Origin of the sequence: Streptomyces sp. NPDC050439 (assembly GCF_040655335.1) — a bacterium.
Classification (GTDB): Bacteria; Actinomycetota; Actinomycetes; order Streptomycetales; family Streptomycetaceae; genus Streptomyces.
On sequence record NZ_JBFAJT010000011.1, the window covers coordinates 304,793 to 316,633 of the forward strand.

The 11,841-nt window shown below is 72.2% G+C and carries 12 protein-coding genes; 6 read left to right on the plus strand and 6 right to left on the minus strand.

Features of this window, described 5'->3' with window-relative positions; genetic code table 11:
• The first annotated feature begins 56 nt into the window (after positions 1 to 56).
• The 5 genes from AB0I66_RS38000 (at position 57) to AB0I66_RS38020 (ending at position 6,543) form a co-directional block, all read left to right on the plus strand.
• On the plus strand, positions 57 to 350 hold the full coding sequence (locus tag AB0I66_RS38000) for a DUF503 domain-containing protein (protein ID WP_363212630.1): 294 nt from the start codon (positions 57 to 59) through the stop codon (positions 348 to 350).
• Positions 351 to 382: 32 nt separating this feature from the next.
• Positions 383 to 853, plus strand: a complete 471-nt coding sequence (gene rbfA, locus AB0I66_RS38005; RefSeq protein ID WP_363212631.1) for a 30S ribosome-binding factor RbfA — start codon at positions 383 to 385, stop codon at positions 851 to 853.
• Positions 850 to 1,758: a tRNA pseudouridine(55) synthase TruB gene (gene truB, locus AB0I66_RS38010; protein WP_363212632.1), complete on the plus strand. Its 909-nt coding sequence runs from the start codon at positions 850 to 852 to the stop codon at positions 1,756 to 1,758. Before rbfA ends, truB begins: the two co-directional genes overlap by 4 nt.
• Before the next feature lie 266 nt (positions 1,759 to 2,024).
• Complete coding sequence (locus AB0I66_RS38015) at positions 2,025 to 5,480, plus strand: trypsin-like peptidase domain-containing protein (protein WP_363212633.1); 3,456 nt, start codon at positions 2,025 to 2,027, stop codon at positions 5,478 to 5,480.
• A gap of 115 nt (positions 5,481 to 5,595) precedes the next feature.
• Positions 5,596 to 6,543: a bifunctional riboflavin kinase/FAD synthetase gene (locus AB0I66_RS38020; RefSeq protein ID WP_363212634.1), complete on the plus strand. Its 948-nt coding sequence runs from the start codon at positions 5,596 to 5,598 to the stop codon at positions 6,541 to 6,543.
• A gap of 59 nt (positions 6,544 to 6,602) precedes the next feature.
• Here the strand turns inward: AB0I66_RS38020 and AB0I66_RS38025 are convergent, their stop codons facing one another.
• Positions 6,603 to 6,803: a hypothetical protein gene (locus tag AB0I66_RS38025; RefSeq protein ID WP_363212635.1), complete on the minus strand. Its 201-nt coding sequence runs from the start codon at positions 6,801 to 6,803 to the stop codon at positions 6,603 to 6,605.
• Positions 6,804 to 7,057: 254 nt separating this feature from the next.
• Here AB0I66_RS38025 and AB0I66_RS38030 point away from each other — a divergent pair, with 254 nt between their 5' ends.
• Positions 7,058 to 7,243: a hypothetical protein gene (locus AB0I66_RS38030; protein ID WP_363212675.1), complete on the plus strand. Its 186-nt coding sequence runs from the start codon at positions 7,058 to 7,060 to the stop codon at positions 7,241 to 7,243.
• A gap of 115 nt (positions 7,244 to 7,358) precedes the next feature.
• Here the strand turns inward: AB0I66_RS38030 and AB0I66_RS38035 are convergent, their stop codons facing one another.
• From AB0I66_RS38035 to AB0I66_RS38055, 5 genes are all read right to left on the minus strand, one after another.
• Entirely contained in the window at positions 7,359 to 7,556 is a 198-nt protein-coding gene (locus tag AB0I66_RS38035; RefSeq protein WP_363212636.1) for a hypothetical protein, read from the minus strand.
• A 148-nt stretch (positions 7,557 to 7,704) separates the two neighbouring features.
• Positions 7,705 to 8,721: an ABC transporter ATP-binding protein gene (locus AB0I66_RS38040; protein WP_363212637.1), complete on the minus strand. Its 1,017-nt coding sequence runs from the start codon at positions 8,719 to 8,721 to the stop codon at positions 7,705 to 7,707.
• A gap of 47 nt (positions 8,722 to 8,768) precedes the next feature.
• Complete coding sequence (locus AB0I66_RS38045; RefSeq protein ID WP_363212638.1) at positions 8,769 to 9,782, minus strand: ABC transporter ATP-binding protein; 1,014 nt, start codon at positions 9,780 to 9,782, stop codon at positions 8,769 to 8,771.
• 29 nt (positions 9,783 to 9,811) lie between these two features.
• Positions 9,812 to 10,759 (minus strand): ABC transporter permease, encoded by a 948-nt coding sequence (locus AB0I66_RS38050; protein WP_363212639.1) that lies wholly within the window; start codon positions 10,757 to 10,759, stop codon positions 9,812 to 9,814.
• Entirely contained in the window at positions 10,756 to 11,838 is a 1,083-nt protein-coding gene (locus AB0I66_RS38055) for an ABC transporter permease (RefSeq protein WP_363212640.1), read from the minus strand. Before AB0I66_RS38055 ends, AB0I66_RS38050 begins: the two co-directional genes overlap by 4 nt.
• Between the last annotated feature and the right edge of the window lie 3 nt (positions 11,839 to 11,841).

The following is an 11,841-nucleotide window of genomic DNA, read 5'->3' on the forward strand; positions in this document are numbered from 1 at the left end:
CCCTGCCAAGTGGTTGGCGGGGCACGACCCCGAACCGGCGGGACATCCGGACACACATGTATGTGGGGACACTGTCCTTCGATCTGCTCCTCGGCGACGTTCGCTCGCTGAAGGAGAAACGCTCCGTCGTCCGGCCGATCGTCGCCGAACTCATCCGCAAGCACGCGGTGAGTGCGGCGGAGACGGGGAACCAGGACCTCCATCGCCGGGCCGAGATCGGCCTGGCGCTGGTCTCCGGGGAGACGGGGCACCTCACCGACGTACTGGACCGGTGCGAGCGCCTGGTCGCCGCCCGTCCGGAGGTGGAGCTGCTCTCCGTTCGACGCAGGCTCCACGGCGACGAAGACTGATTGCACAGCAAGGCGAAGAAGGAGACGGAGCAGTGGCCGACAACGCGCGGGCGAAAAGGCTGGCGGACCTCATCCGAGAGGTGGTTGCCCAGAAGCTGCAGCGCGGGATCAAGGACCCGCGGCTCGGTACGCATGTGACCATCACGGACACCCGGGTCACGGGTGACCTGCGAGAGGCGACCGTCTTCTACACGGTCTACGGGGACGACGAGGACCGCGCGGCGGCCGCCGCCGGTCTGGAGAGCGCCAAGGGCGTCCTCCGTTCCGCGGTCGGCCAGGCGGCGGGCGTGAAGTTCACCCCCAGCCTCGCCTTCGTGGCGGACGCGCTGCCGGACAACGCACGGGCCATCGAGGACCTCCTCGACCGGGCCCGGATGTCGGACGAGAAGGTGCGCGAGGTGTCCGCGGGCGCCGAGTTCGCCGGCGGGGCCGACCCGTACCGCAAGCCCGAGGACGAGTCCGCCGACGACGCAGAAGAAACGGACGGCGACGCCCGCGCATGAGCAGCACCGGCAACAAGACGCCGGACGGACTTGTCATCGTCGACAAGCCGTCCGGCTTCACTTCGCATGACGTGGTCGCCAAGATGCGCGGGATCGCCAAGACCCGCCGCGTCGGCCACGCGGGCACCCTCGACCCCATGGCGACGGGCGTTCTCGTCCTCGGGGTCGAGCGGGCGACCAAGCTCCTCGGCCACCTCGCGCTGACGGAGAAGGAGTACCTCGGCACGATCCGGCTCGGCCAGAACACGGTCACGGACGACGCCGAGGGTGAGTTCACCTCGTCCGCCGACGCCTCGGGCATCAAGCGGGACGCCATCGACGCGGGCATCGCCAAGCTTTCCGGCGACATCATGCAGGTGCCGTCGAAGGTCAGCGCCATCAAGATCGACGGCAAGCGGTCCTACGCGCGGGCACGCGAGGGCGAGGACTTCGAGATCCCGGCCCGCCCGGTGAAGATCTCCGCGTTCACGGTGTACGACGTCAGGGACGCCGTCGCCGACGACGGCACCCCCGTACTCGACCTGGTCGTCTCCGTGGTCTGCTCGTCGGGGACGTACATCCGGGCCCTCGCCCGCGACCTGGGCGCGGACCTCGGGGTCGGCGGCCATCTGACGGCACTGCGGCGCACCCGCGTCGGGCCGTACAAGCTGGACGCGGCCAGGACCATCGACCAGCTCCAGGAGGAGCTGACGGTGATGCCGGTGGCCGACGCCGCCGCTGCCGCGTTCCCGCGCTGGGACGTGGACGAGCGGCGGGCGAAGCTGCTGCTCAACGGCGTACGGATCGAGATGCCGGGGGAGTACGCCGGAGCCGGCGCCGTCGCGGTCTTCGATCCGGAGGGCCGCTTCCTGGTCCTGGCCGAGGAGCTGAAGGGCAAGGCCAAGAGCCTGGCCGTCTTCGCCTGAGCCGGATCTCATCTCCGTACGGGAAGCTCCCCGACGAGAGATTTCCGTCGTGGAGCGGCGGCAGCTGTGCGCGTGGCCGCCTGCCGCTCCACGACGAATCCCCCCACCTCAAGATGTATCCACCGCGCCCCGCCGATTCACCCCTTTGGGCAGGCGCTCGGAGTGAACCGAGGGAGCGGAAGGGGGCGCGTTCGCGACGCGTTCTGTCCCGCTGATCACCGCCGACCTACCGTCGAGAGGGACGGGGCGTCGCGGGAGGTTCGGGCATGGCGGGACAGGGCGACCCGACGGTGCTCGACGGTGCCCTCGTGCGGATCTGTGACCTGGCCGGGCGCCCGCGGGGAATGGGCTTCGCCGCCGACGACCACGGCACGGTGATCACCAGCCATGAGGCCGTCGACGGCCTCGCACGGCTCGTGCTGCACGCCGCGGGGGAGCGCGTCTGCGTGGTGGCCGCCGATGCTGTGGTGGCCCTTCCCGAGGCCGATCTGGCCCTCGTCCGCACCGAGGGGCTCGGTCTGCGGCCCCTGCCCGTCACGGTCCGCGAGACCGCTCCCGTCGGCGCCTATGTACGGATCGTCGCGCGCGGCCCGCGCGAGGCGCGGGTCCTGGGTCCGGCTTCCGTCACCTACACGGCGACGGACCGCTTCCACCTCCTCGACGCCGCGATGGAGCTGGCGATCGGCACGGACGGCGCGGACGCGCTGCGGCTCGGCGGCGGGGCGGCCGGTGGCCCGGTCGTCGACGCCTCGTCCGGTGCCGTGCTGGCCGTCCTCGGCACCGCGCTGCACGGCGAGCACAACGCGGCGGGGTTCGCCGTGCCGCTGCGGGAGGCGGCCGCCGCCGACCCGGGCGGTCCGCTCGCCGAGCTCCTTGCACGCAACGCGGCGACCGTTCCCGCCTACGGCTGCGACCTGAACCTGGCCGGCGCGCTGCACCTGGCGGCGACGTCCTTGGGCTCCGACGGGCCGCGCCCCGCCCTCCTGGAACCGGTGGAACGCCCGGACACGACAGAGGAGTTGACCCGTTTCGCCTCGGGGCCCGCGCAGGTCCTCGGACTGGTGGGCGACCCCGGTACGGGCCGGACGACGGAACTCGCCGCCCTCGCCGCGAGCCGCGCGCGCGGCGCCGAACCGGCCCCCACGCTGTGGCTGCGCGGCGCCGATCTGCAGGGCACGGACACCGGCGTGGGCGACGCGGTGGAGCGGGCGCTCGAACGGGCGGGCCGCATCCTGGAGGCCTCGAACGCGGCGGAGGACTCGCCCGCCGACGCGGACGACGACGCGGACGACGGGCTCGGGGACATCTCCGCGGGGCGGGTCGCGCGGCTCGTCCGGGACGAGGGCCGGGCGCTGCTGCTCTTGCTCGACGGCCCCGAGGAGATGCCGCCGGCCCTCGCGCACCGCCTCGCACAGTGGAGCAGGGGGACGGGCGAATGGCTGCGGGAGACGGGCGCGCGGCTCGTGGTGGGCTGCCGGGCGGAGTACTGGGAGCAGGCAGGGGAGCACTTTCCCGAGGAGCTCCAGCCGGGACGCGTGCACCTGGGGGACCTGCCGGAGCGGCAGGCGCGGATCGCCCGTGCGCGATACGGCATCCCGGACGGCGCGCTCGCCCCCGCCGACGAGCGCCACCCCCTCGCCCTGCGGCTGCTCGCCGAGGTGCGGGCAGCTCTGCCCGAGGAGCCGCCGCCGGGCCGCCCCGACCGGGACGCGATCTTCGAGGCCTATCTGGACGTGCTGTGCCTGCGCGTCGCAGTGCGGCTCGCGGCGGCGAAAGGACTGCGGGGCGCGGCTGTTCGGCGCCTGGCGGCGAAGGTGTCCGGCCAGGTGCACGAGGCCGCGCGGCGGTGCCTGGGGCCGGGGCAGGGGGAGCTGGACCGGGCGTCGTTCGAGGAGGTGTTCCCGTGGGGCACGGGCTGGGCCTCCGCGGTCCTCACGGAGGGACTGCTCGTCCCGGCGGGCGACGGCTACCGCTTCGCCCACGAGGAGCTCGCGGACTGGATCCAGGGGATGCACCTGGACGTGGACGGAGCACTGTGGTCCCTGGTCTTCCGCCACGACCCGACACCCCCTTCACTGCCGGTACCGCGCCACAGGATCGGCCCGGTGGTACAGGCGTTGCTGCTGCTGGGGCGGCAGCGGGGGGCGGGGGAACTGGGGGCGCGGTTGGGGGAGTTGGGGGAGGTATGGGGTGTGGCGCCTGCGGATGTGATGCGGGGCAATCGGGCGGGTGGGCGGGAGACACGCCGCGAAGCGGCGAAGGGCCGACCGCCGGGTGCGGGTGAAGACGGGGCTGAGGCCAGGGGCCAGGGGGACGCCGGGTGGTGGGCCAGGCACCTACTGGAGCAGACCCTCGCCCGCGTGGCCGACGCGAAGCCCTACCTCACGCTCCTCAGGCACCTCGCCCGCGAAGGCACGTACCCCGCGGAGTTCTGGCTCGGCCTGCCCCTCACCGAGGACGACCGCTTCGACCTGCTGCGGGACGCGGTGATCCACGACCCTCCGCCCGGCACCCCGCAGGCCCGCAGCCTCGACGCGGTGGCCGAGCTCCTGGCCACCGCGCCCGCGAAGGTGCAGCCACAACTGACCCGCTGGTTCACCGACGAGCGCCCCCTCGAAACCACCCCGCACGCCACCGTCGCGTCCGCCGCCCAGGCCCTGCTCCACACCCACCGCCACCGCGCCATCGACGACCTCACCGAAACCCTCGTCGACTGCGCCCATCCCCGCGCCGACGAACTGCTCGCCGCGCTCGCGGAGGAGGAGCCGTCGGCCATCTGCCGGGCGGTCGACCGCTGGGTCCACGACACGAGCCCGGCCCGCCAGGTCGCCGCCGTCGCCTACGCCCTGCGCGCCGCCCCGCACGCGCGCACGGACGCCGACCGCAGGCTCCTGCGCTACACGGCCTTCGCCCTGCTCGCCCGCACCGCCGACGACTCCCTGCACGGCGCCGCGCTCGCCCTCCTCGTCCGCGACCCGCAGACCCGCGCCCGCCACCTGCGGCCCGCCCTGCAACGCTTCACCGCCGGTGACCCGCAGCTCCCCGCGAGCGCCCTCGTCGCCGCCCTCGACACCCACCCGGAGCAGATCCTCGCCGCTTTCCGCACCCGGCTGTACGGCCCCGGGCCCACCCCGGGCGACGTACTGCGCGCCCTGGCCGACGTGACGGCGCCCGACCTGGCCCAGCGCGTCGCCGATCTCGTACGCGACGTGCTGGAGCTGCGCCCCGACCTCGCGGGCCACGTGGCCGCGTACCTCGACCTGCGGTTCGAGCAGGGCACCAGCGTCCGTGCCGTCCTGCTCCCGCTGGTGACGGAGTTCCTGCGCAACCGCCCGCCGGCGGTCCGCGCCGCGCTCGCCACAGCCGTCGCCGCCCCCGGAACCGACGCCTCGCGCGCTTTGCGCACCGAACTCCTCGAAGTGCTGCTCGTCCAGGAGCGGGAGCCCGAGGTCCTGGACGCGGTGCTCTGCGCGGTGGCGGTCGGCGACGACAAGGAAAGGGTCCGCGAGCTGGTGCACCGCACCGGCGGACTACTGGTCCGCACGCCGGAGGGCGCGACCTGCTTCGACCGGCGCCTGGTCGAGCTGGCCCGTTCGGTGCCGGGGTTCTCCACACAGGTCGCCCGGTGGATCTGCGAGGCCCCGCAGGACTGGTCCGCCCTCGTCGGCCCCAGCTCCCGCCGCATGATCGAGAACCTCGCCGGAGCGCGTGTCCCGGCGTGACCCCCGCCACCCCCTCCGATGCGATCCGGATGGCGCGGGCATGGCAGTCTTAGACCTGCGCAATCGGCAATGGGACGTACACACACATACACAGGTTCGGCGAGGAGCAAAGACAGTGCAGCGCTGGCGTGGCTTGGAGGACATCCCCCAGGACTGGGGGCGCAGCGTCGTCACCATCGGTTCCTACGACGGCGTACACCGCGGGCACCAGCTGATCATCGGCCGCGCGGTGGAGCGCGCCCGTGATCTCGGCGTGCCCGCCGTGGTCGTCACCTTCGACCCGCACCCCTCCGAGGTCGTGCGCCCCGGCAGCCACCCGCCGCTGCTCGCCCCGCACCACCGGCGCGCTGAACTCATGGCGGAGCTCGGCGTGGACGCGCTCCTGATCCTGCCGTTCACCTCGGAGTTCTCCAAGCTGTCGCCCGCCGACTTCGTCGTGAAGGTCCTGGTCGACAAGCTGCACGCGCGCCTGGTCGTCGAGGGCCCCAACTTCCGCTTCGGCCACAAGGCCGCGGGCAATGTCGCCTTCCTGACCGAGCTCGGCGCCACATACGACTACGAGGTCGATGTCATCGACCTGTTCGTGAGCGGTGAGGCCGGGGGCGGCGAGCCCTTCTCCTCCACCCTCACCCGGCGCCTGGTCGCCGAGGGCGACGTGCGCGGCGCGGCGGAGATCCTCGGCCGCCCGCACCGCGTCGAGGGCGTCGTGGTCCGGGGTGCGCAGCGCGGGCGTGAACTGGGCTTCCCCACCGCCAACGTGGAGACGCTGCCGCACACCGCCATCCCCGCCGACGGCGTCTACGCCGGGTGGCTGCACGCCCAGGGCGAGGCGATGCCCGCGGCGATCTCCGTCGGGACGAACCCGCAGTTCGACGGCACGGAGCGGACCGTCGAGGCGTACGCGATCGACCGCGTCGGCCTCGATCTGTACGGGCTGCACGTGGCCGTGGACTTCCTCGCCTTCGTGCGCGGGCAGGCGAAGTTCGACTCGATCGACTCGCTGCTCGTCGCCATCGCGGATGACGTGAAGAAGTCGCGCGAGCTGATCGAGGCCGCCGAGTAGGTCTTCCGACCTGCCCCCTTACCGCTGTACTGCCCTTCCCGCTGTACTGCTCTTCGCGCCTACAGCAGGTGGGGGAGGGCCACGCCGTTGACCAGCGGCCCTTCCACGGTGACCCCTTCATTGACCAGCGACTCGATGTGCGGCAGCGGTGGGGGGTTCGCCGGCGCGTGCTCCGCCGCCGAGACCGGGGTGGCGATCACGGTGACGGACACGGCGAGGGCGGCGAGCAGGGCGACGGTCCAGCCGCGGCGACTACGCATGCGATCTCTGCTTTCTCTCAGGTTTCCTGCGGCGGTCAAGGAGCGGTCAAGGAGCGGTCACCGGGGCCGAGTTAGCCCACACGGGCGACGCATGGGCCCGGGCGTCCGACGACCCTTTCGTATGATCGTCGGTGACTTCTCGGCCGCGCCGCGGTTACGCACGGCGAGCGGGACGCGATCGGCGGCCCGCACTCGCACGGTCCAAGGAGGCTGCAGTGAACGGCAGTTGGGTCAAGACCACTTCCCGCTGGGCGCTGGTCGCGGCGGTGGCGGCAGTGCCGTCCGTCCTGAGCTCCGGCGCGGCGCACGCCGACGAGACGAACCACGGCTCCCACAACGGGCACACCGTCTCGCTGATCAGCACCGGCCAGGTCGACGACCCCATGGAGGACGTGCTGGAGCACACCCTCAACTTCGGTGACGGGTACAGGTGGGGCTGACTCCAGGTGGGCTGACACGCCGAGTTCGCTCGTCACGCACTTGCGCGGCCCCGGGCGGCCGCACAAGTACGTGACGACGTAGGCGTGTTCAGGTCAGGCCATGACTGCGTTCAGGTCACGGGGCGAGGCATGCCGCGCCCGGCACCTCGGAGGGGAGGCCGGGGCTGGCCGGATCGACCAGCGAGGTGACGTCACCGGCCGCCTGTGTCACGCAGTCGACGGTCCCCACGGGGTCCGGGATGGCGCCGGCGGGCACGGCGAGAGCCCCCAGCAGTGCGACGGCCCCGAGGATGACGGCGGCGGAACGGCGCATGAATGCTCCTTGTTAGCTGTGAAGTTGACTACGGTCCGTGTCTGATCCGGACCTCTCTGTAACTCCCCAGCCCCACACGCGATAGGCGCCGCGTCACCCGTACGTGGAAGAGGTAACGATCCGTCACCCGCGCAGCCTCGCGCCTCCCTCAGACGCCCGACGCGCCGACGTTGACCGCCGCCCAATGGCACGCCACCTGCGTCTCGCCGCCGCCCGCGAGCACCGGGAGATCCTCCGTACGGCAGCGGTCCGCCACTCCCGCCCTCTCCGCCTCACCCGAGGCGAGCACCTGGCAGCGCGCGTGGAAGCGACAGCCGCCCGGGATGCGCGACGGGTCCGGCGGCTCACCGGTGAGGACCACCGGATCGCCCGGAGCCTCCGGAAGAACCGACAACAGCGCCTGCGTGTACGGATGCTGAGGTGAGGTCAGGACCTCCTCCACCGTCCCCGTCTCGACGATCCGCCCCAGGTACATCACCGCGACCCGGTCTGCGATGTTCCACGCCAGACCCAGGTCGTGCGTCACCACCAGGGCGGAGAGCCCCAGCTCCTCGCGCAGACGCAGCAGTAGGGCGAGGATCTCGCCCCGCACGGACGCGTCGAGCGAGGCGACCGGCTCGTCCGCGACGATCAGCTCGGGTTCCAGGACCAGCGCGCCCGCGATGACGACGCGCTGACGCTGGCCGCCGGACAGCTCGTGCGGATAGCGCAGGAAGAACCGCTCGGGCGGCCGGAGCCCGGCCCGCGAGAGGGCGTCGGCGACCGTCGCCTGCTCGTCGCCGCCGTACCCGTGGATGCGCAGGCCCTCCGCCACGGCCTCGTACACCGTGTGGCGGGGATTCAGGGAACCGCTCGGGTCCTGGAGCACGAGCTGGACGCGCTTGCGGTACGCCTTCAGGGCGCGGCCCGAGTAGTCGAGCGGCCTGCCGCCGAAGGTCACCTTGCCGGACGTCGGCGACACCAGGCCGAGCAGCGAACGGGCCAGGGTCGTCTTGCCGCAGCCCGACTCGCCGACCAGGGCCACGATCTCGCCCGGCTTGATGTCGAGGTCGACGCCGTCGACGGCACGTGCGGGCGGCGCGCCGCGGCGGCCGGGGAACGTGATGTGCAGGTCGCCCGCCGACAGCAGCGGATCAGCGGACAGCAGGGTTTCTTCGGTGGTCATGCGTCGCTGCTCCTCGGTGCGCGATCCGTTGCGTGATCTGTCGGTGCTCACGGCGTACGCTCCGCCGTCGCCGGCGGGGATGTCGGCTGCGCCGGAAGCTGCGCGCCCGCGTGCACGCACGCCGCGCGGTGCCGGGGGCCCGCGTCCCGCAGCGCCTGGTCCTCCGTGACGCAGGTGTCGAGGGCGACCGGGCAGCGCGGGTGGAACGTGCAGCCCGTGGGGAGCAGGGACGGGTCCGGCGGGTCGCCGGGCAGGCCGCGCGGCGCGAAGCGGGACGCCGTGTCGCCGATGCGCGGGAAGGCCGCCGAGAGGGCCTTGCCGTACGGGTGCTGCGCGTTCTCGTAGACCTCGGAGGCCGGACCCTCCTCGACGACGCGGCCCGCGTACATCACCGCGAGCCGGTCGCAGGTGTCGGAGAGCACCGCGAGGTCATGGCTGATCATGATGAGGCCCAGGTCCTGCTCGGCCACCAACTGTTCGATCAGCCGCAGGATCTGTGCCTGGATCATCACGTCCAGGGCCGTCGTCGGTTCATCGGCGATGATCAGGCGCGGGTCGCAGGCCAGCGCCATCGCGATCATCACGCGCTGCCGCTGCCCGCCCGAGAGCTCGTGCGGGTACGCCTCCGCGCGGGCGGCCGGCAGGCCCACCTGTTCGAGCAGCTCCCCGGCCTTCTTCCGCGCCCCGGCCTGCGTCGCCTTCTTGTGCAGCAGGATCGGCTCGGCGATCTGGTCGCCGATGCGGTGCACCGCGTTGAGCGAGTGCATCGCCCCCTGGAAGACGATCGACGCGCCCGCCCAGCGGACCGCGCGGACCTGGCCCCACTTCATGGTGAGGACGTCCTCGCCGTCGAGCAGGACCTCGCCGGTCACCTTCGTCCCCGCGGGCAGCAGTCGAAGCAGCGCGAGCGCCAGCGTGGACTTGCCGCAGCCGGACTCGCCCGCGACACCGAGCTTCTGGCCCGCGTCGACCGAGAGGTTCACGCCGCGCACCGCGGCCGCCCCGGACGCGTACGTCACCTCGAGATTTCGTACGTCGAGGAGGCGCTGTTCTGTCGTCACCTTGGTCTCCGTCACCTTGTCCGAGCTGATCAACGGGAGACCCCCAGCCTGGGGTTGAGCACGGACTCCACGGCGCGTCCGCACAGCGTGAACGCGAGTGCGACGACGGCGATGGCGAGTCCGGGCGGAGCCAGGTACCACCAGTCGCCCGCGCTGACCGCGCCCGCCTCGCGCGCGTCCTGGAGCAGCCCGCCCCAGGAGACGACGGTCGGGTCACCGAGGCCCAGGAAGGCGAGCGTGGCCTCGGTCAGGATGGCGTTGGAGATGACGAGGGTGGTCTGCGCGAGCACCAGCGGCATGACGTTGGGCAGGACGTGCCTGCCCATGACATGGCCGTGGCCGCCGCCGAGCGCCTGCGCGCGTTCGATGTACGGGCGTGACTCCACGGCCAGGGTCTGGGCGCGGACGAGCCGCGCGGTCGTCGGCCAGGTGGTCACGCCGATCGCCAGGATGATCGTCCAGATGGACTTGGACATCACCGAGGCCAGCGCGATGGCGAGCACCAGCGTCGGCATCACCAGGAACCAGTCGGTGACCCGCATGATGACGGTGGAGTACCACCCCTTGAAGTGCCCCGCGGTGATCCCCACGACCGTGCCGATGGCCACCGAGAGCACGGCGGCCAGCAGCCCGACGGTGAGCGAGATCCGCGCGCCCCACACGAGCAGGCCGAGCAGATCGCGCCCGAACTGGTCGGTGCCGAGGGGGAATTCGCCGCTCGGCGACTCCATCGGCTTGCCCGGCGCGTCGGTCACGCTCTGCGCGTCCGAGCCGACCAGAAGCGGCGCGAAGACGGCGATCAGCGCGATCACGACGAGCGCGGCAAGGCCGAAGAGCCCGGCCCGGTGGGTGCGGTACTCGCGCCAGAAGCGGGCGACGGAGTGCCGCCTGCGGGTCCAGGCGAGCGCCCGGGGGCTCTTCGCGACCGGGACCCCGGGGACTTCGGGGGCCTCGGGCTCTGTTGCTTCGGTCGTCATCGGCCCACCCTCGGGTCGAGCAGCGGATAGATCACGTCGGCCAGGGTGTTCATCAGGATCACCGCGGCGGCGAACACGAAGAACAGACCCTGCACGAGGGGCAGGTCGGGCACGCTGAGCGCGGCGTAGAAGAGACCGCCGAGCCCCGGCCAGGAGAAGACGGTCTCGACGAGGATCGCGCCCGCCACCACCGTGCCGAGGTTCACGAACATCAGCGTGACGGTGGGCAGCATCGCGTTCGGGACGGCATGACGACGGCGTACGAGATCGTCCCGCAGACCCTTGGCGCGCGCGGTGGTCAGATAGTCGCTGCCCATCTCGTCGAGCAGGGACGACCGCATCACGAGGAGCGTCTGCGCGTACCCCACGGCCACCAGGGTGATGACGGGGAGCACCATGTGGTGCGCGACGTCCAGGACATACGCGATGCCCGTCTCGCCGCCCGATTCGAGCCCGCCCGTCGGAAAGAGCCCGGGGATCGGACCGGCGCCGACGGAGAATGTGATGATGAGCAGAAGTCCGAGCCAGAACGACGGCACGGAGTAGAGGGTGAGCGCCAGACCGGTGTGGACCCGGTCCCCGAGCCCGCCGTTGCGCCAGGCCGTCCGGGTGCCGAGCCAGATGCCGATGAGGGTGTAGAGCACGAACGCGGTGCCGGTGAGCAGGAGCGTCGCGGGCAGCGCTTCGGTGATCTTGTCCATCACCGGGGTGTGGAACTGGTAGGAGGTGCCGAAGTCGCCGGTCAGCGCGTTGCCGCAGTAGTCGAAGAACTGCGTCATGACCGGCTGGTCGAGGCCGAACTCCTTGCGCATCGCGTCCAGCTGTTCGGCCGACACGCGCTTGCCGCCCGTCATCTGCTTCACGGGGTCACCCGGAATGAGCCGGAACAAGAAGAAGCTGGTGACGAGGACGGCGAACAGCGAGACGGCGGCGCCGCCCAGCTTGCCCGCCACGTAGATGAGATAGGCACGGGTGTTGCGGGCCCGGGGCCCGCGGGCCGACGGCCCGGCGAAAGCCGGGTCGTCGGTCACCGCGGTGCCCTCGGTGTCGAGCAGTGCGGGATTGCTGTCAGCGGTCATGCG

What these genes read in the sequence shown, in the direction of transcription:
- AB0I66_RS38000 (WP_363212630.1), top strand. Translation starts at nt 57, where the DNA reads ATGTATGTGGGGACACTGTCCTTCGATCTGCTCCTCGGCGACGTTCGC.
- truB (WP_363212632.1), top strand. Translation starts at nt 850, where the DNA reads ATGAGCAGCACCGGCAACAAGACGCCGGACGGACTTGTCATCGTCGAC.
- AB0I66_RS38015 (WP_363212633.1), top strand. Translation starts at nt 2,025, where the DNA reads ATGGCGGGACAGGGCGACCCGACGGTGCTCGACGGTGCCCTCGTGCGG.
- AB0I66_RS38025 (WP_363212635.1), bottom strand. Translation starts at nt 6,803, where the DNA reads ATGCGTAGTCGCCGCGGCTGGACCGTCGCCCTGCTCGCCGCCCTCGCC.
- AB0I66_RS38035 (WP_363212636.1), bottom strand. Translation starts at nt 7,556, where the DNA reads ATGCGCCGTTCCGCCGCCGTCATCCTCGGGGCCGTCGCACTGCTGGGG.
- AB0I66_RS38040 (WP_363212637.1), bottom strand. Translation starts at nt 8,721, where the DNA reads ATGACCACCGAAGAAACCCTGCTGTCCGCTGATCCGCTGCTGTCGGCG.
- AB0I66_RS38050 (WP_363212639.1), bottom strand. Translation starts at nt 10,759, where the DNA reads ATGACGACCGAAGCAACAGAGCCCGAGGCCCCCGAAGTCCCCGGGGTC.
- AB0I66_RS38055 (WP_363212640.1), bottom strand. Translation starts at nt 11,838, where the DNA reads ATGACCGCTGACAGCAATCCCGCACTGCTCGACACCGAGGGCACCGCG.